27 protein-coding genes are annotated in these 23031 nt (G+C 63.8%); 16 read left to right on the top strand and 11 right to left on the bottom strand.

Annotation, left to right across the window (positions count from 1 at the left end; genetic code table 11):
- Positions 1-76: 76 nt before the first annotated feature.
- From purE to G3480_RS00620, 7 genes are all read right to left on the bottom strand, one after another.
- Positions 77-571, bottom strand: coding sequence for a 5-(carboxyamino)imidazole ribonucleotide mutase (purE, locus tag G3480_RS00650; RefSeq protein ID WP_164651721.1), 495 nt, complete (start codon positions 569-571; stop codon positions 77-79).
- Entirely contained in the window at positions 568-1722 is a 1155-nt protein-coding gene (locus G3480_RS00645) for a 5-(carboxyamino)imidazole ribonucleotide synthase (protein ID WP_164651720.1), read from the bottom strand. The genes purE and G3480_RS00645 overlap by 4 nt, the downstream gene beginning before the upstream one ends.
- A 308-nt stretch (positions 1723-2030) precedes the next feature.
- Entirely contained in the window at positions 2031-2450 is a 420-nt protein-coding gene (locus G3480_RS00640; RefSeq protein WP_164651719.1) for a DUF2384 domain-containing protein, read from the bottom strand.
- An 80-nt stretch (positions 2451-2530) separates the two neighbouring features.
- A complete protein-coding gene (locus G3480_RS00635; RefSeq protein ID WP_240905489.1) occupies positions 2531-4885 on the bottom strand; it encodes a RelA/SpoT family protein in 2355 nt (784 codons plus the stop codon).
- Entirely contained in the window at positions 4872-5177 is a 306-nt protein-coding gene (gene rpoZ, locus G3480_RS00630) for a DNA-directed RNA polymerase subunit omega (RefSeq protein WP_164651718.1), read from the bottom strand. Before rpoZ ends, G3480_RS00635 begins: the two co-directional genes overlap by 14 nt.
- Positions 5178-5209: 32 nt before the next feature.
- Positions 5210-5830, bottom strand: a complete 621-nt coding sequence (gene gmk / locus G3480_RS00625; RefSeq protein ID WP_164651717.1) for a guanylate kinase — start codon at positions 5828-5830, stop codon at positions 5210-5212.
- A 28-nt stretch (positions 5831-5858) separates the two neighbouring features.
- Entirely contained in the window at positions 5859-6725 is an 867-nt protein-coding gene (locus tag G3480_RS00620) for a YicC/YloC family endoribonuclease (protein ID WP_164651716.1), read from the bottom strand.
- Between the two features lie 127 nt (positions 6726-6852).
- On the opposite strand from G3480_RS00620, the gene G3480_RS00615 reads away from it, so the two are divergent.
- The 7 genes from G3480_RS00615 (at position 6853) to G3480_RS00585 (ending at position 11679) form a co-directional block, all read left to right on the top strand.
- On the top strand, positions 6853-7791 hold the full coding sequence (locus tag G3480_RS00615; protein ID WP_164651715.1) for a serine/threonine protein kinase: 939 nt from the start codon (positions 6853-6855) through the stop codon (positions 7789-7791).
- A 46-nt stretch (positions 7792-7837) separates the two neighbouring features.
- Positions 7838-8557, top strand: coding sequence for a ribonuclease PH (gene rph / locus G3480_RS00610; RefSeq protein ID WP_164651714.1), 720 nt, complete (start codon positions 7838-7840; stop codon positions 8555-8557).
- A 47-nt stretch (positions 8558-8604) separates the two neighbouring features.
- Positions 8605-9213 carry an RdgB/HAM1 family non-canonical purine NTP pyrophosphatase gene (rdgB, locus tag G3480_RS00605; RefSeq protein ID WP_164651713.1) on the top strand — a complete coding sequence of 203 codons (609 nt, stop codon included), beginning with the start codon at positions 8605-8607 and terminating at the stop codon, positions 9211-9213.
- Positions 9210-9905: a YggS family pyridoxal phosphate-dependent enzyme gene (locus G3480_RS00600; RefSeq protein ID WP_164651712.1), complete on the top strand. Its 696-nt coding sequence runs from the start codon at positions 9210-9212 to the stop codon at positions 9903-9905. Before rdgB ends, G3480_RS00600 begins: the two co-directional genes overlap by 4 nt.
- Before the next feature lie 67 nt (positions 9906-9972).
- Positions 9973-10803, top strand: coding sequence for a pyrroline-5-carboxylate reductase (gene proC / locus G3480_RS00595; protein WP_164651711.1), 831 nt, complete (start codon positions 9973-9975; stop codon positions 10801-10803).
- Positions 10800-11375, top strand: coding sequence for a YggT family protein (locus tag G3480_RS00590; RefSeq protein WP_164651710.1), 576 nt, complete (start codon positions 10800-10802; stop codon positions 11373-11375). The genes proC and G3480_RS00590 overlap by 4 nt, the downstream gene beginning before the upstream one ends.
- A 13-nt stretch (positions 11376-11388) precedes the next feature.
- Positions 11389-11679, top strand: a complete 291-nt coding sequence (locus G3480_RS00585) for a DUF167 domain-containing protein (RefSeq protein ID WP_164651709.1) — start codon at positions 11389-11391, stop codon at positions 11677-11679.
- Positions 11680-11730: 51 nt separating this feature from the next.
- Here G3480_RS00585 and G3480_RS00580 read toward each other — a convergent pair whose 3' ends face one another.
- Positions 11731-12426, bottom strand: coding sequence for a sulfite exporter TauE/SafE family protein (locus G3480_RS00580; protein WP_164651708.1), 696 nt, complete (start codon positions 12424-12426; stop codon positions 11731-11733).
- Between the two features lie 138 nt (positions 12427-12564).
- Between G3480_RS00580 and pyrE the strand changes: the two genes are divergently transcribed.
- Together pyrE and G3480_RS00570 are read left to right on the top strand one after the other, a co-directional pair.
- Positions 12565-13206: an orotate phosphoribosyltransferase gene (pyrE, locus tag G3480_RS00575; RefSeq protein WP_164651707.1), complete on the top strand. Its 642-nt coding sequence runs from the start codon at positions 12565-12567 to the stop codon at positions 13204-13206.
- A 1-nt stretch (position 13207) separates the two neighbouring features.
- A complete protein-coding gene (locus G3480_RS00570) occupies positions 13208-14230 on the top strand; it encodes a DUF4124 domain-containing protein (RefSeq protein ID WP_164651706.1) in 1023 nt (340 codons plus the stop codon).
- Between the two features lie 24 nt (positions 14231-14254).
- On the opposite strand, the gene argB is transcribed toward G3480_RS00570, so the two are convergent.
- The 3 genes from argB to coaBC form a co-directional block, all read right to left on the bottom strand.
- Positions 14255-15151 (bottom strand): acetylglutamate kinase, encoded by an 897-nt coding sequence (gene argB / locus G3480_RS00565; protein ID WP_164651705.1) that lies wholly within the window; start codon positions 15149-15151, stop codon positions 14255-14257.
- A 283-nt stretch (positions 15152-15434) separates the two neighbouring features.
- The gene (gene dut, locus G3480_RS00560) at positions 15435-15893 is read right to left on the bottom strand and encodes a dUTP diphosphatase (protein ID WP_164651704.1); all 459 of its coding nucleotides are present in this window, start codon (positions 15891-15893) and stop codon (positions 15435-15437) included.
- Positions 15877-17088: a bifunctional phosphopantothenoylcysteine decarboxylase/phosphopantothenate--cysteine ligase CoaBC gene (gene coaBC / locus G3480_RS00555; RefSeq protein WP_164651703.1), complete on the bottom strand. Its 1212-nt coding sequence runs from the start codon at positions 17086-17088 to the stop codon at positions 15877-15879. Before coaBC ends, dut begins: the two co-directional genes overlap by 17 nt.
- Before the next feature lie 85 nt (positions 17089-17173).
- On the opposite strand from coaBC, the gene radC reads away from it, so the two are divergent.
- The 7 genes from radC (at position 17174) to G3480_RS00520 (ending at position 22958) form a co-directional block, all read left to right on the top strand.
- Positions 17174-17848: a RadC family protein gene (radC, locus tag G3480_RS00550; RefSeq protein WP_164651702.1), complete on the top strand. Its 675-nt coding sequence runs from the start codon at positions 17174-17176 to the stop codon at positions 17846-17848.
- 107 nt (positions 17849-17955) lie between these two features.
- The gene (rpmB, locus tag G3480_RS00545; protein ID WP_164651701.1) at positions 17956-18192 is read left to right on the top strand and encodes a 50S ribosomal protein L28; all 237 of its coding nucleotides are present in this window, start codon (positions 17956-17958) and stop codon (positions 18190-18192) included.
- Positions 18193-18207: 15 nt separating this feature from the next.
- Complete coding sequence (rpmG, locus tag G3480_RS00540) at positions 18208-18375, top strand: 50S ribosomal protein L33 (RefSeq protein ID WP_007193702.1); 168 nt, start codon at positions 18208-18210, stop codon at positions 18373-18375.
- Positions 18376-18820: 445 nt separating this feature from the next.
- Positions 18821-19027 carry a hypothetical protein gene (locus G3480_RS00535; RefSeq protein ID WP_164651700.1) on the top strand — a complete coding sequence of 69 codons (207 nt, stop codon included), beginning with the start codon at positions 18821-18823 and terminating at the stop codon, positions 19025-19027.
- Between the two features lie 106 nt (positions 19028-19133).
- Positions 19134-20090 (top strand): type I restriction-modification system subunit M N-terminal domain-containing protein, encoded by a 957-nt coding sequence (locus tag G3480_RS29200; RefSeq protein ID WP_420824600.1) that lies wholly within the window; start codon positions 19134-19136, stop codon positions 20088-20090.
- Complete coding sequence (locus tag G3480_RS00525; RefSeq protein WP_338114024.1) at positions 20006-21832, top strand: HsdM family class I SAM-dependent methyltransferase; 1827 nt, start codon at positions 20006-20008, stop codon at positions 21830-21832. The genes G3480_RS29200 and G3480_RS00525 overlap by 85 nt, the downstream gene beginning before the upstream one ends.
- On the top strand, positions 21825-22958 hold the full coding sequence (locus tag G3480_RS00520; RefSeq protein WP_164651699.1) for a PDDEXK nuclease domain-containing protein: 1134 nt from the start codon (positions 21825-21827) through the stop codon (positions 22956-22958). Before G3480_RS00525 ends, G3480_RS00520 begins: the two co-directional genes overlap by 8 nt.
- The last annotated feature ends 73 nt before the right edge of the window (positions 22959-23031 follow it).

The raw sequence follows: 23031 nt of genomic DNA, 5'->3' as shown, positions 1-23031 counted from the left end.
ACATGGTCGGACTCGATAGGGTCAGTCTGTTGAGTAAATCCCATCTTAACCGGGTAAACTGTTATTCGGAAATCACCTAAGCGCCTTGCTCCATGATAGCCACCTTGGCCAGGACCGTCTGCTCCAGGTCGCGCTTGTACTTGGCAACGCGTTCACGGACGCGCGCATCCGTGGCCCCGAGGACCTGGGCCGCGAGGATCCCGGCGTTCTTGGCGCCATTGATGGCCACCGTGGCGACCGGAACACCCGCCGGCATCTGGACGATCGACAGCAGCGAGTCCTGCCCGGACAGGCTGGAGGTCTTGACCGGCACGCCGATCACTGGCAGGGGGGTGATGGCGGCCGCCATGCCGGGCAGATGGGCCGCGCCGCCAGCGCCCGCGATGATCACCCGCAGACCACGCTCCACGGCGGACTCGGCATAGTCGTAGAGCCGCTTCGGGGTGCGATGCGCGGATACGATCGTCATCTCGTAGGGGACTTCGAATTCGTCCAAGATGGAGGCGGCATCCTGCATGACCGGCAGGTCTGAGTCGCTGCCCATGATGATTCCAACCAAGGCCTGGGTCATGGGTGGTCCTCCCCGGAGATCTCGATAAGCTCGCGCACACGCATCGCCTTCTTCTTCGCCTCTTCGATATCAGGATCCAACACCGTGACATGCCCCATCTTGCGAAAGGGCGCCGTCGCGGCCTTGCCATAGAGATGCAGGCAGACACCTGGAATCGCCAGCGCCTCGGCCATGCCCTTGATGACGGGGCGGCCGTGATGCCCAGGCGCCCCCAGCAGATTGATCATGGCGGCGGGCGAGAGCTGATCCGTCGCCCCGAGCGGCAGACCGACGACGGCCCGCAGGTGCTGCTCGAATTGGTCCGTCACATTGGCCTCGATGGTGTGGTGGCCGGAATTGTGAGTGCGCGGGGCGACCTCGTTGACCAAGAGTTCGCCGGATTCGCTCAGGAACATCTCGACACCGAAGATGCCCACCCCTTGCAGCACTTCGACCGTGCGGATCGCCAGCTCGGTTGCCGCCTGGGCGGTTTCTGGCGGGATATTGGCCGGCGCAAGCAACATCTCCAAGACGTTCTCACCAGGGCGGAAGCGCATCTCCACGACTGGATAGCAGCGGCAGTCGCCATCGAGCCCCCGGGCCACCACCACGGCGAGTTCCTTGGCGGCTGGGATGAAGCGCTCCAGCAGGGAGTCGATCGGCAGGTGCGCGCCATAGTCGTCGGGAGTCTTCATGATGCTGACGCCTCGCCCGTCATAGCCACCGCGCCTGGCTTTCTGCACCAAGGGATAGCCGAAGTCAGCAAAGGCGGCAGGACTTGGCTCCGGCATGGGGATAAAGGGCGCGGTTGGAATCTTGGCCGCGGCCAGCGCCTGCTTCTGGGTCAGCTTGTCCTGGATCAGGGCGAGCAAACCCGGAGAGGGTAGGACGCGATTACCCTCGCGTTCGAGTTGGATCAGGCTCTTAGTGTCGATGTCCTCGATGTCGAAAGTGGTCACGTCGCTGGACTCGGCCAGCTCGCGGAGTCGCGCGGGATCGTGATAGTCACCTACGATCTGGTGTCCAGCGACCTGGCCCGCGGGCGAGCCCGGCGTCGGATCCAGAACGACGCAGGTACAGCCAAGCCGCTTTGCTGCCTTCGCCAGCATGCGGCCGAGCTGGCCACCGCCGATGATTCCGATACGAGCTACTGGAAGGGGAAATACGTCCATGGCGCAATGGTCTGCGTTCTTCTCGTCGATTGGGAAGCCCTAAGCAAAAGCACGACAATAGCCCCCGGCTCGGCGATCAGTGATCTACCGAAGGATGCCGTGGATGCGTCGCTCGATGGTGAGTCGTGTGGGGATTCGGCACGCCGCGCTTCTCATTGTGGGCGCGGTCGATACCCTTATGGTGGGTGACTCCAGAACCAGCTCAGGGCAGGTAAGCGGGAAGTCTACCGAGACCGCACGCGCGAATCCACCTCATGCGTGCCCGGAAGCCGGAAATGGAAGCCTTTGCCGACCCGACAGGCTGTAGACTAGGCGCGGCTGTAATCGGCCTGCGAACCGGTGAGATCCCAGGCGAAGGTACAGTCGAGATGCGACAGAACCGAGATCAAGCCGCTCTCCCCGTCTTCCACCATGACAGCGACGGGCGCGCGCCGACCAAATTTCTTATTGGCGCGGCGAATCCAAAGGTGCCGCATCTCGGGATTGCGCGGGAAGTAGGTTAGGAGGGCCTCTTCGATGCGCGCAAGATAGGCGACCCGGCGATTCACCTGAGGATCATCGGGGAAGGCCTCAGCGTCGCGAAACCGCACCAGATGGCGAGGTTTGACCGACGCGGGCAGCTGCAACAGCTCCGCGATCTCACGCGACGCCAGTCCCCAGCCCTCGACCAGCGCCATGGTGCGCCTTGTCAATGAGAGGCGCTCGTTCAACACCGTTTCTTCAGTCATGGCTCTAACTCCGTACTTGAGCCGCGCCCCGAGCGTCAGCCTTGACCGGGAAATGGCGCCAGCGACGGCGAGTTACAAGCTCAAGAGCGCGTCACGCGCGTGATCCGGGTGACCAGCTGGATGAGACGCAGCCGCCGCATGATGCGCGCCAGGTGGGCGCGGCCGCTGACCTGAAGCTGGAAACCGAGGTCTGTGATCATGCCGTCTTTCTCGGTGGTCTGGACGTTCTCGATATTGGATCCCTGCTCCGCGATCGCGCCGGCGACGACAGCGAGGACGCCACGCCGATTGCTCACCTCGACGCGGATCTCAGTGGAGAACTCGCCTTCGGGCTTTTCAGACCACTCGACATTCAGTCGCTTGTCGCCCTTCGTCTCCAGGCTTCCGAGATTACGGCACTCGGTGCGGTGGACCACGATACCCCGGCCCGGACTGAAGACGGCCGTGATATCGTCACCCGGAATCGGAAGACAGCATCGCGCGAAATGGACCACCATGCCCTCGGTGCCACGGATCGACAGCCGGTGGGAATGGGCATCGCCGTCGCTCACCGCCCGGCTCGGGGCGTCATCGCCCTCCACGCCGACGAGACGTCGCGCGACCAAGGTCGCGAGCCGATTCCCAAGGCCGATGTCATCGAGCAGCTCGCCAAGGTCGCGCAGGTGGGCGTCTTCCAGATAGGTCGCCAAGCGGATCGGGTCCACGCCATCGATATTGATGCTGAAGGCCGACAGCTCGGCGTTGAGCAGCCGCTTGCCGAAAGCCCGCGCCTCGCGCGACTTCACCTTCTTGAGGTGGCCACGAATGTTCACCCTCGCCTTGGCCGTCACGACGAAGTTCAGCCAGCCTGGATTGGGCCGTGCGCCCGGCGCCGTGATGATCTCCACGGTCTGCCCGCTGCGCAGGCCAGTGCTCAAGGGTGCCATGCGCCGGTCGATGCGGGCCGCGACGCAGCTGTTGCCGATGTCTGAGTGGATGGCGTAGGCGAAATCCACGATGGTCGCGCCGCGCTTGAGCGAGATGATGCATCCCTTGGGAGTGAAGACGTAGACCTCCCGAGGGAAGAGGTCCACCTTCACGTGCTCGAGGAACTCGACCGAGTTGCCGGCCTCGCGTTGCATCTCGAGCAGGTTCTGCAGCCAATCCGCCGCCAGTGCCGTTGGACTTGACGGCACCTGGCTCCCCGTCTTGTACATCCAGTGCGCGGCGATACCGGACTCGGCGACGCGGTGCATGTCCTCGGTGCGAATCTGAATCTCGATCTGAATGCCCTGCGGACCGACCAGCGCGGTATGCAGGGACTGATAGCCATTGGCCTTGGGGATGGCAATGTAGTCCTTGAATCGCCCCGGCACCGGCTTGTAGAGGTTGTGCACGAGCCCGAGCACCCGATAGCAGGTGTCGACCCGATCCACCGTCACCCGAAAGGCGAAGACATCGACCAGCTCGGAAAAGCCGCGCGACTTCTCTTTCATCTTCCGATAGATGCCATAGAGGTGCTTACGACGCCCCTCGACGGAACCTTGGATGTCCTCCTGATGCAGCACGCGCTTGAGCGCGGTCTCCACGGTGCTCACCATCTCCAGGCGAGCGCCTGAGGTTCTCTGCACCGCGCGTTGGATGACGTGGCGGCGCCAGGGCCAATAGTGCGCGAAGCCATGCTCCTCGAGTTCGACACGCACCCAGTTGATGCCGAGTCGATTCGCGATGGGCGCGAAGATCTCCAGGGTTTCACGCGAGATGCGGCGGCACGCCTCGGCGCTCATGGAGTCGAGGGTGCGCATGTTGTGCAAGCGATCCGCGAGCTTGATGAGGATGACCCGAATATCTCGGGTCATGGCCAAGAGCATCTTCTGCAGGCTCGCCGCCTGCGCCTCGGCACGCGTCTTGAAATCGATCTGCGTGAGCTTGCTAACGCCATCGACCAGTTCGGCAACCGCCTCGCCAAAGTCGGCGGCCAGCTGCTCCTTGGCGATCTGCGTATCCTCGATCACATCATGGAGCAGCGCGGCGATGAGACACTGATGATCCATGCGCATCTCGGCGAGGATGCGTGTCACGGCCAGCGGATGGTAAATATAGGGCTCGCCGGATTTGCGCTTCTGCCCTTCGTGGGCCTCGGCGCCGAAGAGGTAGGCGCGATAGCACTCGCTGATCTGCTCTGGAGGCAGGTAGCTTTCGAGAAAGACGCAGAGATCGCTGATGAGATAGCGGCTGTCGGCTCCGCTTGGGGCAACGCTGTTCGCGAGCGGCTCGGGCGCCGGTGATTCCGAGTCGAGCGCGGCCACGGGAGCGCACAGCGTCGCGCTCGCGGGGGTCACCTCGGCGGCACCAGGCGCGTCGACCAAGAGGCCGGGCCGATGCAGCCCCGCGACGGCGCTAAGAATCGGCTCGGTCGGTCCACGCGCAACGACGGGGTCTTCAGTCTTTCGCATCCTGCGGCGGCTCTGGGCTGACAGCAGGCTCCGCCGCAAACCCCTCGGCAAGCGCCTGCTCGAGGGCGGCAGTGGTCTCGTCCATCTCGCGCTGTGCCTCTTGGACCATGGAGTTACTGATCTTGCCGGCGGCGATCTCCCGCAGTGCCATGACGGTCGGCTTGTCGTTCTCCCAAGCCAAGATCGGCTCGACGCCATTGGCAAGCTGCCGCGCCCGCTTGGTCGCGAGCAGGACCAGGTCGAAACGGTTGTCTACGTGCTCGAGGCAATCCTCGACGGTAATTCGTGCCATTGTGATCTCCGGATCAGTCGTTCTATCTCGATTCAGTGATTGGATTCGATCTCGCCAAGCAGGCTCGCCAGGCGCGGGCGCTGATGCGAGAGCCGTTGACGCTCGGCCGTGACGATGGCCGCGAGGACGTCGAGCGCCATCTCGAAGCGGTCGTTCACGACCAGATAGTCGTATTCGCCGAAGTGCAGCATTTCGTCGCGCGCCTGAGCCATGCGCCCGGCGATGATGTCGTCGCTGTCTGTGCCGCGCCCGCGCAGACGCTGCTCCAGCGCCTGGATGCTAGGTGGGAGGACGAAGATGCTGATCGCGGCGCCGAAGCGCTCCCGGACCTGGCGCGCGCCCTGCCAATCGATCTCTAGCACCAAGTCCCGACCAGCGGCGATGCAGGCGCGCACATCTGCTTCGCGGGTCCCGTAGAAGTTGCCGAAGACCTCCGCGTGCTCCAGAAAGGCGCCTTCGGCCAGCTCTTGACGAAATTGGTCCTGACTCAGGAAATGGTAGTGGATCCCATCCTGCTCGCCAGCGCGGGCCTGTCGCGTCGTGCAGGAGACGGACAAGGACAGCTCGGCGTCACGCTCCAGGAGCGCCTTGACCAAGCTGGTCTTGCCGGCACCCGACGGCGCCGAAACGATGAAGAGGAGACCTTCGCCCATAGACTGCTCCGTTCGGTGATACTCAGGGCTATTCCAGATTCTGGACCTGCTCGCGCATCTGCTCGATCAAGACTTTCATCTCGACCGCCTCACGGGTCACGGCCACGTCCGACGATTTCGAGCCCAGTGTGTTGGCCTCGCGATTGAGTTCCTGCATCAGGAAATCCAGGCGACGCCCGACGGGCTCGTCGCGCGCCAGCACTTCGAGGACCTCCGCCACGTGGGCCTCGAGTCGATCCATCTCCTCGTCGACGTCGAGCTTGGCGGCCACCAGGGCGATCTCCTGCTCCAGGCGCTGCGGATCCAGCTCGGCCTTCAGCTCATCGAGCCGCTCGCGGAGCCGCGCGCGCACGGCGTCGAGCACCTCGGGCATGCGCGCCCGCACCCGCACGACGGCTTCCTGAAGACGCGCGCAGCGATCACGCAGCAGTCGGTCCAAGCGCTCGCCCTCGCGCGCCCGAGTCGCCACCAGGGACGCGATGGCGGCATCGAGCAGCTCGAGGGCCTCGGCCGTCAGCCGATCGAGATCGGGCTCCTGCTCCTGCAGCACGCCAGGCCAGCGCAGCAGCTCGAACGACGAGGGCGCGCAGGGGCGGCCAATCAGATCGTCGACCTCCCGACCCGCAGCCAGCAACTGCTCGACGAAGGGTTTGTTCACCCGCAGTGCCCCAACCACGCCAACCGCCGGACTGTAGCGCAGCGTGCAATCCAACTTACCACGCTGCAAGCTCGCCGTGAGGCGCGCGCGGACAGGGACTTCCAGTGCGCGCAGTTCCTCGGGCAAACGAATGTGCGGCTCGAGGAATCTGTGATTGACGGTCCGCAGCTCCCAGGTCAGATCGCCGAGCACACCATTGCGGGTCTCCCGGGCGAAGGCCGTCATACTCTTGATCATAATGCGGGGTGTCTCACGTCGGAACAGGGAAGGAAAAGGTACAAAGCGGCGGAAATTTCGCAGTCGATCGTTCTATTATAGCGACTGTCGTTAGCCAAGGTCCGCCCAGACAACCTCACCCTCACTCATGGCAGCCGCAAGAGAGACACTTCCAGTAGGCACCAAGGTCGGCGCCTACCGGATCAACAAAGCCATCGCCAAAGGTGGTTTCAGTCTCATCTATCTGGCCACCGATGATGATAACGGCGAGGATGTCGTGATCAAGGAGTATATGCCAAAGAAGATCGCGCGCCGCGACGCCGATCGGCGCATCGTTCCGATCAGTGCCGAATTTACCGAGAATCTTCATCACGGGCGCAAGCTCTTCTATCAGGAAGTGAAGGCCTTGGCGTCTTTGCGCCATCCTAACATCGTGCGGGTCAGCGCCTTCTTCCTGGCGAACGAAACCGGCTACCTGGTCATGCCCAATGAGCGCGGCCGCAATCTCGGCGCCTATCTGCACGAGCGCAAGGGCAAACTCAGCGCGACCTTCCTGCTCGAAGTCTTCGTCCCCATCCTTGACGCCCTTGCAATGCTGCACCGCAAGTCGATGCTGCACTTGGACGTGAAGCCCGGAAACATCCATCTTCGGCACGGCAACCAGCCACTGCTGCTTGACCTGGGTGCTGTTCATCCGCTAAATCGAGGGCGCTCGCGCGGTGGTCAGGTCATCACCGCCGGCTATTCGCCCGTCGAACAGTACTTCCGGGCCGGCCAGGTCGGGCCTTGGACGGATGTCTACGCGGTCGGCGCCAGCATTCGCACCTGCATGGAAGGCAAGACCCCTCAGCCCGCGCCTGAGCGGCAAAAAGAGGACCAAATGGTCCCTGCCAAGGAAGCCCTCAAGGATCGCTATCCAGGGTTTCTGCTAGACGCGGTCGATTGGGCACTCTCAATGGATGCCGCCAAGCGGCCACAGGATGCTGCCGAGCTACTAGGCGTCCTGGCGCCCTATTTGGACGACCCTCAATACGCCCGAATCAAAGAGTCCACGTCAGAGGTCATCGGCGATAGCCGCCCCCTCTGACATCGGCCTACTCACTGTCAGAACACCCGGAGCAAGACCCCCGATCATGAGACCATCCCAACGTCGCGCCGATGAGCTGCGCCCCATCCGCTTCACTCGCGGCTACACCCGTCACGCCGAAGGCTCGGTGCTCGTCGAATTCGGCGAGACGCGGGTCCTCTGCAACGCAAGCGTCGAGTCACGCGTGCCGCCCTTCCTGAGGGGACAAGGCAAAGGTTGGATCACCGCTGAGTACGGCATGCTGCCGCGCGCCACCAACGAACGGACCGGGCGCGAGGCCGCAAGAGGCAAGCAAGGCGGTCGCACCCTGGAGATCCAGCGCCTGATCGGACGCTCACTGCGCGCAGCCGCAAGCCTGGAGCTACTCGGCGAGCGCAGCATCACCCTGGATTGCGACGTCATTCAGGCCGACGGGGGCACCCGTACGGCCGCCATCAGTGGCGCCTGGGTCGCGCTGCGCGATGCGCTGGACGGCCTGCTCGCCAAGGGCGAACTCGCGCGCGACCCCATCCATGCCCAGGTCGCCGCCGTCTCTGTTGGCGTCTATCAGGGCACGCCCGTTCTCGATCTCGACTACGCCGAAGACTGCACGGCCGAGACCGACATGAACCTGGTCATGGATAACACCGGGCGCTTCATCGAGGTCCAGGGCACGGCCGAGGGCGCGCCTTTCAGCCGTGAAGAACTCGACGCACTGCTCGAACTGGGCGCGGCCGGTATCCAAGAGATCCAGGCGGCTCAACTGGCGGTGCTGAAGGGCGATTGAGCAGAGACTGACTGGTCGGCGGGCGGCGCGCACGAAGAGGCATACAGATGGCGAGATCACATCGGGGTGAGCAGATCGTTCTGGCAAGCAACAACGCGGGCAAGGTTAGGGAGATCGGCCAGCTGCTTACCGGAGCACAGATTCAGGTCCGACCTCAGGGAGACTTCGAGGTGCCCGAGGCGGAGGAGACCGGGCTCACCTTTGTCGAGAATGCCATCATCAAGGCGAGGAATGCCTCGGCCCACAGCGGTCTGGCCGCCATCGCCGACGACTCTGGGATCGAGGTCGATGCGCTGCGCGGCGCTCCTGGCATCTATTCGGCTCGCTACGCGGGTCCCGGCGCCTCGGACGAGGAGAATCTGCTGAAGCTGCTGACTGACCTCACCGAGGTCCCAGAAGATCAGCGGACCGGCCGTTTCCAGTGCCTGCTCGTCTATTTGCGCCATGCCGAGGATCCAACCCCATTGATCTGCCAAGGCACCTGGGAAGGCCGCATCCTGACGACACCAAGAGGGACGAACGGCTTCGGCTATGACCCCATCTTTTTCGTCCCATCCCATGGCTGCAGCTCCGCCGAGCTTGACCCCGAGACCAAGAACGGACTCAGCCACCGCGGCCAGGCGCTCAGACAGTTGCAGCGGCTACTCGAGTCATGACCGACGCCTCGGTTGCCTCGCGTCTCGAGCAGGTCCTCGAGCGCATCCGCAGCGCGGCCGCGCGTGCCGGACGCTCTCCCGAAGAGATCACCCTCATCGCGGTCAGCAAGAAGCAGCCGGTCGACGCCATCCGCGCCGCCTATGGCGCGGGCCAGCGCGTCTTCGGCGAGAGCTATGTGCAGGAGGGCTTGGATAAGATCGCGGCGCTGCGCGGGCTGGACATCGAATGGCACTTCATTGGCCGGATCCAATCGAACAAGACACGCCAGATCGCGGCCAGCTTCGCCTGGGTGCACGGCTTGTCCGATCTCGGCCATGCGCGCCGGTTGAACGATCAGCGTCCGCCCGAAGCCCCACCACTCAAGGTCTGTCTACAGGTCAACTTGAGCGGCGAGCGCAGCAAGGCGGGTGTCGACCCAGCGGACCTTGCCGATCTCCTCGCGGCCTGCAGCGTCCTGCCACGCCTTGAGGTACGCGGTCTCATGACGCTGCCGGCGCCGGCCGAGGACGAGGCCGGCCAGCGCAAACCCTTGGCGTCACTGAGGCGCCTGCGGGATCAACTGGCGACAGCTGCCCACCCCCTGTCATGCCTCTCAATGGGCATGTCCGGCGATCTCGAGGCCGCCATCCTGGAGGGCGCAACCCAGGTGCGCATCGGCACGGCGGTCTTCGGCCCGCGCCCCTATAATTGAGGCGACAGGCGTTCGCGATGACCGGGCGCCGACCTCAGACATCGAGTTTTTCCGGGGTAGAGTTTGTATGAGTACAGCCAAGATCGCTTTCATCGGCGGCGGCAACATGGCCACCAGCCTCATCGCCGGCTTGGTCGCGGACGGCTACGCGGCGCAAGACATTTGCGTTTCCGAGCCAAATCCGGAGCGACGCAACGCGCTCCAAGCGCGCTACGGGGTGCGCGCCTTCGCCGAGAGCACGGAGGCGCTGGCCGACGCCGGCACCCTGGTGCTCTGCGTCAAGCCGCAGATCGCCCGCCAGGTCTGCACAGCGATGGCTCCGACCCTGCCCAGCGCGGCGCCCCTGGTCGTCTCCGTCATGGCCGGAGTGCCCGAACGCACCATCCAGGGCTGGCTAGGCCGCCCGCTCCCCATCGTACGCGCCATGCCGAACACACCGGCCATGGTCCAGACAGGGGCCATCGGTCTGCACGCCAGCGCCGAGGTCGACGCCGAGGGACGCAATCGCGCGGAGACCATCCTGCGGGCGGCCGGGCTGATCCGTTGGGTCGATGACGAGGACAAGATCGACGCCGTCACCGCCATCTCGGGCAGCGGTCCGGCCTACTTCTTTCTCTTCATGGAGGCGCTCGAGGAGGCCGGCATCGCGCTCGGACTGGACCCCGAAACCTCGCGTCTGCTAACCATGCAGACGGCCTTGGGCGCCGCCAAGATGGCGATCGAGAGTGATGCCCCGCCCTCGCGGCTGCGCGAGCAAGTCACCTCTCCGGGCGGCACCACGGAGCGCGCGCTCGAGGTCTTCGCCGATGCGGATCTGCGCGGGCTGATCGCGCGCGCCACGGCCGCCGCCCGTGACCGCGCCCAAGCGCTTTCCAAAACCCTCTCGGAGGACCAATGACGGACTCCTATCTGCTCAATCCGGTTATTTTCCTGATCCAGACCCTATTCGGGCTCTACATCGCGGTCGTCGCCATCCGCTTCCTGCTGCAATGGGCCAGGGCCGACTTCTACAACCCGATCTCACAGTTCGTGGTCAAGGTGACCTCCCCGGTTCTCAGGCCCATGCGCCGCGTCATACCGGGCTATGGCGGCATGGATCTAGCCGCGCTGGTGCTGGCGTGGCTGTTGTCGGCACTGGAGCTAGCCATCCTGATCATGTTGATCGGGGCGGATCGCTCGCCGTTCGGCGCGCTTGGCTGGGCGATTCCGAGTCTGGCCGAGCTTTTCATCAACATCTTCCTCTTCGCCGTACTCATCCGCGTCATCCTCAGCTGGGTGAATCCAGACCCCTACAACCCTGCGGTCTCACTGCTGTCGCGCCTGACCGATCCCCTGATGCGTCCAGCCCAGCGCCTGATCCAGCCGATTGGCGGCATCGACCTCTCTCCAATGCTCGTCATGGTCGTGCTGGTGCTGCTGAACATGCTCTTGATCCCGCCGCTGAAGTGGCTTGTCGCCAGCCCCTTCTGAGTCTGGCGCAGGCATGAGCTGGTATCGCTGGAGCGGCGATGATCTGGAGCTGTCGTTGCGCGTGCAGCCGCGCGCGCCCAAGGATGCCTGGCAGGGGCCAGATCCCTCGGGCGAGCACTTCCGCGTCCGCATCAAGGCTCCTCCCGTGGACGGCAAGGGCAACGCGGCGCTGCAACGCTTCGTGGCCAAGGCCTTCGGCGTCGCGCCTTCGAAGGTCGAGATCCTGGGCGGCGAGCACGCGAGATACAAACGCTTGAGGATCCTGGCGCCCAAGACCTTCCCGATCGCCGTGGACCGCGACTGAGCCCCCGCGCCGCGTCGCCGTCCCTCGAGCCGCAGACGCGCGGCGGCGGAATCAGCCGGCGAAACCGACCTGCCAGAGCGCATAGATGCCAAAGCCCATCACCAGCACACCGGCAAGCTGGCGCGCCCAGGCCCGCTCGGCAATGCGCGCCGCGGCACCGGCAAGCATGGCGATGCCCAGCAGGTTCGGCAGCGTCCCGAGACCGAACATGAGCATGACGATGGCACCGTCCAGGGGGCTCGCGGTCGCGACTGCAGTGAGGAGCACGCTGTAGACCAGGCCGCAGGGAATCCAGGCCCAGATGAAACCCATGACCAGGGCCTGCCGCCAGCTGCGAACGGGGAGCAGGCGTCGCGCCACAGGCTCCAGACGGCGCCACAGCCGCAGCCCCTGGCGCTCCACAACAGCCAAGGCGCGCCACCAGCCGGCGAGATAGAGCCCGAGCAGCACCATCACGGCACCCGCCAAGACATAGAGCAGCCGCTGAAGGATCTGCAGGGAGTCGAGCTGCAGCAGCATCGCGCCCAGACCGCCGACCAGGGCACCACCGACCAGGTATCCCGCCAGACGGCCGAGATTGTAAGCGAGTTGATAGGGGAGCATCCGCCAGGGGTCACGGCGAATTTGCGCGTCCAGCCCCAGCGTGAGCGAGCTGACCAGCCCGCCGCACATGCTCAAACAGTGCACGCCGCCGAGCAGCCCGACCAGGAGCGCGGTGAGGTAAACTCCGAACTCAGATGTGAGCATGACTCCAATTCCGTCAAAGGGCCCTGGCTTCTGCTCCGAGCCTTGCTATGCTCGGCCGATCAAGCAAGCGCGTGGCAAGATTGCTGGGACTGGGACCAGTCCTCCCTATCGGCCCGCTTCGTCTGCAGGAAACCCGCAATGCATGATTATCAACGTGAGCTTCTGAGCTTCGCCACTGAGATCGGTGCGCTGAAATTCGGGGATTTCACGCTCAAATCGGGCCGTCAAAGCCCGTACTTCTTCAATGCCGGCCTATTCAACACGGGAGGACGCTTGGCGCGCCTTGCACAGGCCTATGCCGCCGCCATCCTGACCTCCGGCATAGCGTTCGACGTCCTCTACGGCCCTGCCTATAAGGGGATTCCACTCGCAGCCGCAACCGCCGTTGCCTTGGCGACGCAGCATGGACGCGAAACCCCCTACGCCTTCAATCGCAAGGAGGCGAAAGACCACGGCGAGGGTGGAACCATCGTTGGCACCCCGCTCGAGGGCCGCGTGCTCATCATCGATGACGTCATCACGGCCGGGACCTCCGTGCGCGAATCCGTCGAGATCATCCGCGCCGCCGGCGCCGAGCCAGCCGGGGTCGTCATCGCCCTCGACCGCCAGGAGCGCGGGCGTGACGCGGGCTCCGCCGTTCAGGAGGTCCAAGGCACCTATGGTATTCCAGTACAAAGTATTCTGACCCTAAAGGATCTCATCGCCTATCTCGACGAGTCCGCCAACGACCAGGGGCTGGTCAAGGCGATGCAGGACTATAGATCACGCTATGGAGTCTGACATGCCCTCGATACCTCATCACCAAAGTCGCCGGATCCCTTTCGCCCAAGCCGCCGTTGCCGCGCTCGCCGTCACGATCGCGCTCGGCCATGCCCAGGCCCAGCAATTGTACCGATGGGTCGACGACAATGGCGAAGTCCAGTACACGGACAAAATCCCACCGTCGCAAGCGGATAAGGCACGGGCACGCATTTCGGAGGAGGGCGTGCAGGTCGAGGAAGTCCCACCCGCACCGACGGAGGAAGAGATTCAGAAGGCGGCAGAGCAGGAGCGCCAGAAGGCCGAGGAGGCAAAGCGGCTCGCCGCGCAGAAGGCGGCCGATGAGAGGCTGCTCCGAACCCACAAGACGATCGATGACCTTGAACTCGCCAGAAACGGCAAGATCGCCGCCGTCGAGGCCGTCATCCAGATGAAGCGCGACGGCGTTCGCGCGGAGACCAGCCGTCTATTGAAGCTGAACGACAAGATCGCTCAGCTCAAAAAGGATGGCAAGCCGGTCTCGGATGCGCTGCAGAAAGAGGTCGACGAAGCCGTCGTCAGCATCCGCAACGGCTACGCCGAGGTTGTGGAGAATGAGTACCGCAAGCAGGCGATCCGCAACGAGTTCCGCGAGATCGTCGCCCGCTATCGCAAGCTCAAGCGCCTGCCCGAGCCCGATGAATCGAACGAGCCCGTTACCTCAGAACTCAGGCTCTCGATTCTCGTCGCATGCAAGAACGCGGCGCAGTGCAACAAGTACTGGGAGCGTGCCAACGACTACGTTCGATCCCACTCCAATGTGAAGACGGAGGTCGCCGGCCCAGGGCTGCTGATCGGGTTTGCGCAGGATGAGCGCGAAGACCGCAGCCTGACCCTGTCCTGGACGCAGACGGCTCCCAACAAGCCGGTCCATCTCTACTTGGACGTGCAGTGCAAGAATCGGCTCACGGCGAGCCTCTATTGCATGAATCCGACCATCCCGGAGATCCGTGACGGCTTCCATTCCTCGCTCGTCCGGGCGGACGATCCGCAGATGCGGCCCTAGGAGCCTGTCCGACTTAGGGGCATCTCAGCGTGCCCGAATCAGGGTGCCGACACCCGTGTCCGTGAAGAGGTCGAGCATGACGGCGTGCTCGACCCGTCCGTCGATGATGTGCGCCGTCTTGACACCCGAATTGACCGCGTCGATGGCGCAGCCGATCTTGGGCAGCATGCCGCCGCTGATGACGCCTTCCTCGATCAGCTCCTGGACACGCCCGACCTCCAGCTCGGTGATCAGCTCACCCTGGGCATCCAAGAGTCCGGCGGTGTTCGTCAGCAACAAGAGCTTCTCCGCCTTGAGCACCTCCGCCATCTTTCCGGCCACCAGGTCGGCGTTGATGTTGTAGGAGCGACCGTCTTCACCGACGCCGATGGGCGCGATCACGGGGATGAAGTTGCTATTGACCAGCATGTGCACGATGCCAGGGTCGATGCTCTTGACCTCCCCGACGTGGCCGATGTCGATGATCTCTGGCGCCTGGAGTTCCGGGGCATCACGCTTCAGCAGCATCTTGCTGGCACGAATCAGATCGCCGTCCTTGCCCGTCAGTCCAACCGCGGAGCCGCCGTGCTGGTTGATGAAGTTGACGATCTCTTTGTTGACCAGACCCCCGAGCACCATCTCGACCACGTCCATGGTCTCGGCATCCGTCACCCGCATCCCCTGAACGAACTCGCTCGCCTTGCCGAGACGCTTGAGCAAAGAGCCGATCTGGGGCCCGCCCCCGTGCACGATCACCGGGTTGATCCCAACCAGCTTCATCAGCACCACATCGCGCGCGAAGCCCTGCTTCAGGGTTTCGTCAACCATGGCATTGCCGCCGTACTTGATCACCATGGTCTTTCCTTGGAAGCGCCTGATGTAGGGCAGGGCCTCGATGAGGACTTTGGCAATGGTCTGGGCGCGCTCGCTTGGCAATGACATGGGTTTAAGTGCCCTCAGGCTGATCTGTCGGATATTGGAATTTGAACCACGAAGGCGTGAGAGACGCAAAGATCCGGGTAGAGGCTAGGCCGGAGCCGAGAGCCCGACGCCTGCCGAGGTTCGTCAAGGATTTTACCGCAGCATCGGTTGCGCCCAAGCTGCGCGAAGCGCGGCCTCAAGCTCGATCGGTGCTTCGACAAGGTCAAGAGGATCTCTCGACTTCGATCCTGTTGATCCTGTTGCTCCCGGTCACTGCGGACGTTCCGGCGGTGCGGGAGTCAGCCTAATGTTTACCGGTATGCCCAAAGCCGCCTTCGCCACGGCTTGAGGATTCGAAGGCGTCGACGACCACCAGGTCGGCAAGCAGGATGGGGACCAGCAACAACTGGGCGATGCGCTCGCCGACCTCGATGCGGAAGGTCGCATTGCCGCGATTCCAGCAGGAAACGAGCAGCGGCCCCTGGTAGTCGGAATCGATCAAGCCGACCAGGTTGCCGAGGACGATGCCGTGCCGGTGCCCGAGACCCGACCTCGGCAGGATCATGCCCGCCACGCCTGGCTCGGCGATGTGCACGGCCATGCCCGTCGGCAGCAACTCGCTGCAGCCAGGCGCCAAATCCAGGGGCGCCTCGAGCATCGCCCGCAGATCGAGCCCAGCAGAACCTTGGGTCGCATAGGCCGGCATCGGGAAGTCGGTCCCAAGCCGCCTATCCAAAATCTTCACTTCAAGCCGATGCTGCATGGCGGTCTCCATATCGTTCGGCAATGAGCGCGGCCAATTCGCGCGCAAGCCGCGTCTTGCTCATCATGGGTAGCTCGCGCGCGCCGCCGTCCCAAAGTACGGTGAGGGCATTGTCTTCGCGCTCGAATCCACCGCGCTCGCCGCCCACTTGGTTGGCGGCGATGAGATCCAGCCCCTTCTTCTCCAGCTTCCCGCGCGCATAGTCGATCACCCGATCGGTCTCGGCGGCGAAGCCCACCGTGAAGGGTCCGGGACGCAGCGCGGCGACCTCGGCGAGGATGTCCGGGTTGCGCACGAGCTGGATCGTCAGCTCCCCGGCGTCCTTCTTGATCTTCCGCACCGCCGGGTCTACAGGCCGATAGTCGGCAACGGCTGCGGCCCCGATGAAGATGTCGCACTGCGGCGCCCGCCCCATGACGGCGGCATGCATCTCCAACGCGGATTCGACCCGCACCAATTCGGCGACAGGCGGCGAGGGCAGGGCCGTCGGACCCGTGACCAGCGCAACCTTGGCACCCAGCGTCGCGAGGGCCTCAGCCAGGGCATAGCCCATGCGCCCGGAGCTGCGGTTGCCGAGAAAACGCACCGGATCCACGGGCTCGCGCGTCGGCCCAGCGGTCATGAGGATCCGCACGCCGTCCAACAAAGCCTCAGCGCGCCCACCAAGCGCTGCGGCGATCTCGACCGGCTCCAACATCCGCCCCGGCCCCAGGTCGCCGCAGGCCTGCTCGCCCTCGCCGGGGCCCAGTATTCGGGCGCCTCGCAAACGCAGCCTTTCCAGATTGGCCTGAGTTGCCGCGTGACGCCACATGACCTGATTCATCGCCGGGGCCAACACCAGCTCCGCCTCGGTCGCCAGTGCGAGCGTCGTCAAGAGGTCGTCGGCGATACCGGCCGCCAGACGCGCCATGAGATCCGCCGTGGCGGGCGCAATGAGCAGCCGATCCGCCCAGCGTGCCAGCTCGATGTGACCCATGCCGGCCTCGGCCGCAGGGTCCAGGAGTGACGTCCTGACCGGATGGCCGGAGACGGCCTGAAAGGTCAGGGGCGCGACGAAACCGGTCGCCGCCTGGGTCATCACGACCCGGACCTCGAAGCCACGCTCCTTGAGGCGCCGTACCAAGTCGACGGATTTGTAGGCAGCGATACCGCCGCCGACTCCAAGGAGTACCCTCTCAGCTTGCTGATGACTCATTGCCAAATCGTGTATCTTGTTCCCTGAGCATGACAGTGATCTTAACTGATCCGCCGCGCGAGATCGGGGCGGAGGGAGATTGGGAATGACGATCAAGGACTGGCCCGAGGACGAACGGCCGCGAGAAAAGATGCTCGCGCACGGCGCCGGAGCCCTCTCGGATGCGGAACTTCTGGCGATCTTTCTCCGCACAGGTGTTGCTGGACGCAGTGCCGTAGATCTCGCTCGAGACCTGCTGGCCAGTTTCGGCGGACTGACCGGGCTGCTTGCGGCGGACCAGCGTCGCTTCTGCGCAGCCAAGGGACTCGGCACAGCCAAGTTCACGCAGCTCCAAGCGGTGCTCGAACTCAGCCGTCGCTATCTCCTGACGCGCATCAGCGGGCAGGATGTCCTGACCAGCCCGGAGGCCACGCGCGGCTATCTCAAGATGCGCCTCTACAGCTCGCCCCAAGAGATCTTCGCCTGCCTCTTTCTCGACAATCGCCACCGCGTCATCCGCTACGACGAGCTTTTCTACGGAACCATCGACGGCGCCAGCGTCCACCCACGAGAGGTCGTGCGGCGCGTCATCGAGACCAATGCCGCGGCCGTGATCTTCGCGCACAATCACCCATCCGGGGTCGCCGAGCCCAGCCAAGCGGATCTGCGCATCACGCAACGGCTCAAGGACGCCCTGGCCATCATCGAGGTACGCGTGCTGGACCACATCATCGTCGGCGATGGCGAAGGCACTTCATTTGCCGAGCGCGGACTGCTGTAAGATCAGGAATTGAAGGCGAAATCGACACTTGAACGAATAGCGAAACCCATGTTAGAGTTCCGCTTCTTTATCGATCAAATACACGCCGACTTGTAGGGATCCCCGCCATGTCCAAGGTATGTCAGGTTACCGGTAAACGCCCCCTCACCGGCAACAACGTCTCGCACGCGAACAACAAGACCAAGCGCCGCTTCCTCCCCAATCTTCATGAGAAGAGATTCTGGGTCGAGACCGAGAAGCGTTGGGTCAAGCTCCGCCTGTCCACCAAGGGCATGCGCATCATCGACAAGAATGGCATCGACGCCGTGCTCGGCGATCTCCGTGCACGCGGCGAAAAGGTCTAACCGGAGGGTCCGTCAATGGCAAAGGCAGCACGTGATAAAATCCGCCTGAACTCGAGCGCCGGGACTGGTCACTTCTACACCACGACCAAGAACAAGCGCAATCAGCCTGGCAAGATGGAGATCAAGAAGTTCGATCCCGTCATCCGCCAGCACGTCATGTACAAGGAAGGCAAGATCAAGTAAGCCCGAACTGCCCGGCGCCAATCGCCGGACAGCCGACATGGCACCCCGATAAAGCCTGCCTTCGCGCGGGCTTTATTCGTTTTGCCCAACGCCCCCCAAGGGATAGGACCGCAAGACAGCCCATCCGCGCAGCGAACGCCAGAGCCCCATTCGCCAAATGGCACTCCCCGAGACCGCTCCAGCTGTGTCGCAAACTCCCGCCGAAGCACCCCGTACAGCGCGCTGAAGGATGCCATCAACCATCTGCTAGAAAAGATATCTGCTAAAGCAAATCACACCCGGCTCTGAAATCAGAACAGAACCGGCCTTGCCGTCTGCCCTGCCTCAAGAACACTCCTTTTCGGGACATCGGCCTGATCGGCCGGAACACCAGTCGTTCAGCGCTCCGAAAGAACCTATTGAAACCCTAGCGCTCAATACTTAGCATCCCGAACACTGCCAAGGGATGCGCGAGCCGGACCTGGACTTCACGGACAACGATTTCAGCCTACCCGCTCAGGGGCGGCTCGCTCAGGGGCGGCTCGCCGCCGCTCGCAACATGGGTCGGCGTTGTGCCGAGGTCCTTGCCGATCGACTCGCACCTGGTTCTCCGTCCTCATACCGAACGCGGCTGCAGGCTGGACTCCAGGGTAGCCACAGCTCGATGCCCTGACCCAAGCGGGCTGCCGGAAGCAGTTGCTCGAACAGGCATCGGGCGCGCAGCGCGGTCAGCCCTAGCTTGCCCGCGCACTGGCGTACAGGCACCCGGGGACACCCTGGTGTTCAAGCTGGACCGCCTGGCGCGCCCCCTCAAGCCGTTGATCGAAACCGTCGAGACACTCGATGCCCACGGAAACGGCTTCCGCTCGCGGATGGAAGCCATCGACATGGCCAGTGCTGGCGACAAGCTGTTTTTTCACCTCTTTTGGTGCACTCGCCGAATCCGAGCGGACCATGATCCGCAAACGGACGCGGGCTGGACTCGCTTCGGCGCGCTCGCGAAGCCGGCTGGGCGGACCACCACGCTCGCGCAACAGGGAAGCTCTGGAAATGACCAAGACGCTCTTCGCAAATCCCGAGATCAGCGTCGAGCAAGTCGCTACGCGCCTGCGTGTCGCACACCATCGACCCTCTACGGCTATCTCCCGTGCGGCCGAGCGGCGACCGAGCCCGACACCGGTGACTGGCGCCCAACCGCAGAGCGTTCCCCACAGACGGCAATCAAGCGACAAGGCACCTCATCGCCCAAAAGGATTCTCGTGACCAAACTGACCCTCAGCCACCTGTCCAACCTGTTGTTCCGCGCCTGCGACGACCTGCGCGGCAACATGGATGCGTCGGAGTACAAGGAATACATCTTCGGCATGCTGTTCCTGAAGCGGCTCTCGGATCTCTTCGACCAAGAGCGCGACCAGCTCGCCAGGACGCTCAAGGCGCGCGGCATGGCGGACGCGCTGATTGCCACCCAGCTCGACAACCCCGACCAATACACCGTCTTCGTTCCGCTCGAGGCCCGTTGGAATCCGAAGACGCCTGACGGCGAGCCCATCTTCGTGGAGATCAAGGACGGCGACAAGACCGTCAAGAAGCGCATGGGGGTCGCGCATCAGAAGACGAACGTGGGGACCTACCTCTCCAGACCCGCGACTACATCCGCGAGATCGGCGGCGACCCGCGCGACCTCTCGCTCTATGGCCAGGAGAGCATCGGCACCACCTGGTCCATCTGCAAGATGAACATGCTCCTGCACGGCATCCCCCACGCCGACATCCGGCAGGAAGACACCATCCGCCGCCCGCAGCACAAGGACGAGAACGGCGAGCTCAAGCGCTACGACCGCGTCCTCGCCAATCCGCCCTTCAGCCAGAACTACATCAAGAAGGACATCGACTACCCCGGCCGCTTCGCCGTCTGGCTCCCCGAGAAGGGCAAGAAGGCGGACCTCATGTTCGTCCAGCACATGCTCGCGGTGCTCAAGGGCGACGGCAAGATGGCCACCGTCATGCCCCACGGCGTCCTCTTCCGCGGCGGCGAGGAGCGTGAGACTCGCCGCCACTTCATCGAGCGCGGCTGGCTGGAGGCGATCATCGGACTGCCCGCCGGACTCTTCTACGGCACCGGCATCCCCGCCTGCGTTCTGGTGCTGAACAAGAAGGACGCACCGACGCGCAAGCACGTCGTCTTCATCAATGCCGACCGCGACTATCGCGATGGCAAGGCGCAGAATTTCCTGCGGGCCGAGGACATTTCCCGCATCGTCCATGCCTACCGAACGCTGACCAGTGGCGGACGCGACGCGCTTCCCGGCTATGCTCGCCGCGTGCCGGTGGAAGAGATCGAGGGAGAGGACTTCAACTGCAACATCCGCCGCTACGTGGACAATGCCCCGCCGCCGGAGCCCCATGACGTGCGCGCCCACCTCCACGGCGGCGTGCCCAGGAGCGAGATCGACGCCCTCGAGCGCTTCTGGACGAACTATCCCGAGCTGCGCGCCCGCTGCTTCCAGCCGAGATCAGACGACAGCACCTACCTCGACTTCACGCCCGCCGTCACCGATCGCCGCGCTCTGGCCGAGATCCTGAACGGCGACACGAGCGTTGCGGCCGCCCACGCGGCCTTCCTCGCGACGCTCGACGCCTGGTGGGATCAGCACCTTCCGGACATTGAGGCACTTGCGCCGAGCGACGGCCCGAATGGGCGCAAGCCGGGCAATGCCTACGCGCTACGCCGCGGCCTGCTCGCCTCCATCGAGGACACCTTCGCCAGCAGCCAGCTCCTGACGGGCCACCAGATCCGCGGTGCCTTCGCCCGCTACGTCGACGAGCTGAAGGCGGACCTCAAGTCCATCGCCGCCAGCGGCTGGGGGCCTGAGCTCATCCCCGACGCCGACATCTTGGAGAGCCAGTTCCCCGAGGTGCTCGCCGAGATGGAGCGGAAGCGCGCCCGCCTCGCCGAGCTCGCCGCGCTCTTCGCCGCCGCCGACGAAGAGGACTACGCGGACGCGGACGACCTCGGCGTGCTGCCCGGTGAGCAGGTCAAGGCGCTCAAGGCCCAGCTCAAGCAGCTCAAGGGCGAGGCCAAACTGGCCAAGCGCGACCCAAACCTCGGCGACCACAAGGCATACGAGAAGGCGGCCGTGGCCGAGGAAACCAAGCTCGCGAGGCACAAGTCCCTGGAAGACGAAGCCAGACAGCTCAAGGCCGACCTTCGCACTGTCGACAAGAAGCAGGACGAGCTGGTCGAGTCCGCCCGCAAAAAGATCGACCGCGACGAAGCGCGCAAGGTCATCCTCGACCGGCTGCATCGCCTGCTCGTGCAGACCTACGCCTCCTATCTGCGCGTGGATCAACGGGCGTGCCTCGCCGCGCTGGAGAACCTGCACGCGAAGTATGCCGTGACGGCGGCGGACATCGAGGAGCGGCGCGATGCGGCCACGGGGAAGCTCAAGGGATTCCTGGAGGAGTTGGGATATGGTTGATGCAAAGGCTCCCGAGATTAAGCAGCTCGTTGCACTCTTCGAGCAAACGCACCATGAGCTGCAGCGCAGGGCTGCCCGTTCTGTTGACACGGCCCTCGTCGTTCGCAACTGGCTCTTCGGCTATTACCTCGTTGAGTACGTAAACGCCGGCGCGCCCCGGGCCAAGCTCTATGGCAAGGCGCTGATCGATCGACTCGCTGCGTCACTCAAGGCTCGCGGCATGAAAGGGGTATCTCCGACGAGCCTTCGGCGATTCCGAGCCTTTTACGAGGCATATTCCGAGATTCAACCGAAGGTGCTGGTTGAATCTAACAGCGCCCCATCGGGCTCCACTGAGATTCAACCAAAGGCGTTGGTTGAATCTCGGCTTGCCGGGCTGCAAGCCCTCGAATCCGCGGTGCGCGAGCTCAGCGAGCACTTCCAGCTCGGCTGGTCGCACTACATTGCCCTCCAGACGGTGCGCGACGCTCAGGCACGACGTTTCGACGAGATCGAGGCCTGCGCCAACAGCTGGGGGGTGCGGGAGCTCGAACGCCAGATTGCCAGCGCACTCTATGAGCGGCTTGCCTTGAGCCGAGATAAGGCGGAGATCAAGAAGCTCGCCGAGCAAGGCCTGGTCGTCGAGGAAGCGGCGGACATCATCAAGAACCCCTACGTACTCGAGTTTCTCGATCTCGACGAGCAGAGCAGCTACAACGAGCATGAGCTGGAGACCGCCATCATCGACAAGCTCGAGCATTTTCTCCTCGAACTGGGCAAGGGATTCCTCTTCGAGGCGAGGCAGAAACGCTTCACCTTCGACAACGATCACTTCTACGTCGATCTCGTCTTCTACAATCGTCTGCTTCGCTGCTACGTCATCATTGATCTGAAGCTCGATAAGCTGACTCATCAGGACTTGGGTCAAATGCAGATGTACGTGAACTACTTTGACCGGTATGTAAAGACTGCCGAGGAGGCTCCAACAATCGGCATACTCCTATGTCAGCAAAAGAACGATGCCGTCGTCGAGCTGACGCTGCCAGTCGACAGCAACATCTATGCTTCCGAGTACCAGCTCTACCTGCCATCGAAGGAAGAACTTCGGCAAAAAGTCATCACCTGGGCAAAGGAGGTCGAGGGATGAGCGCCGAGGCGGACATCGAGCAGTGTCGCAACGCGGCGACGGGCAAGCTGAAGGGAGTCTTGGGGGAGCTTAG

The sequence above is a fragment of the Thiorhodococcus mannitoliphagus genome (genome assembly GCF_010915725.1).
GTDB classification, from domain to species: domain Bacteria; phylum Pseudomonadota; class Gammaproteobacteria; order Chromatiales; family Chromatiaceae; genus Thiorhodococcus; species Thiorhodococcus mannitoliphagus.
This window is presented reverse-complemented; position numbering and strand designations above follow the sequence as displayed.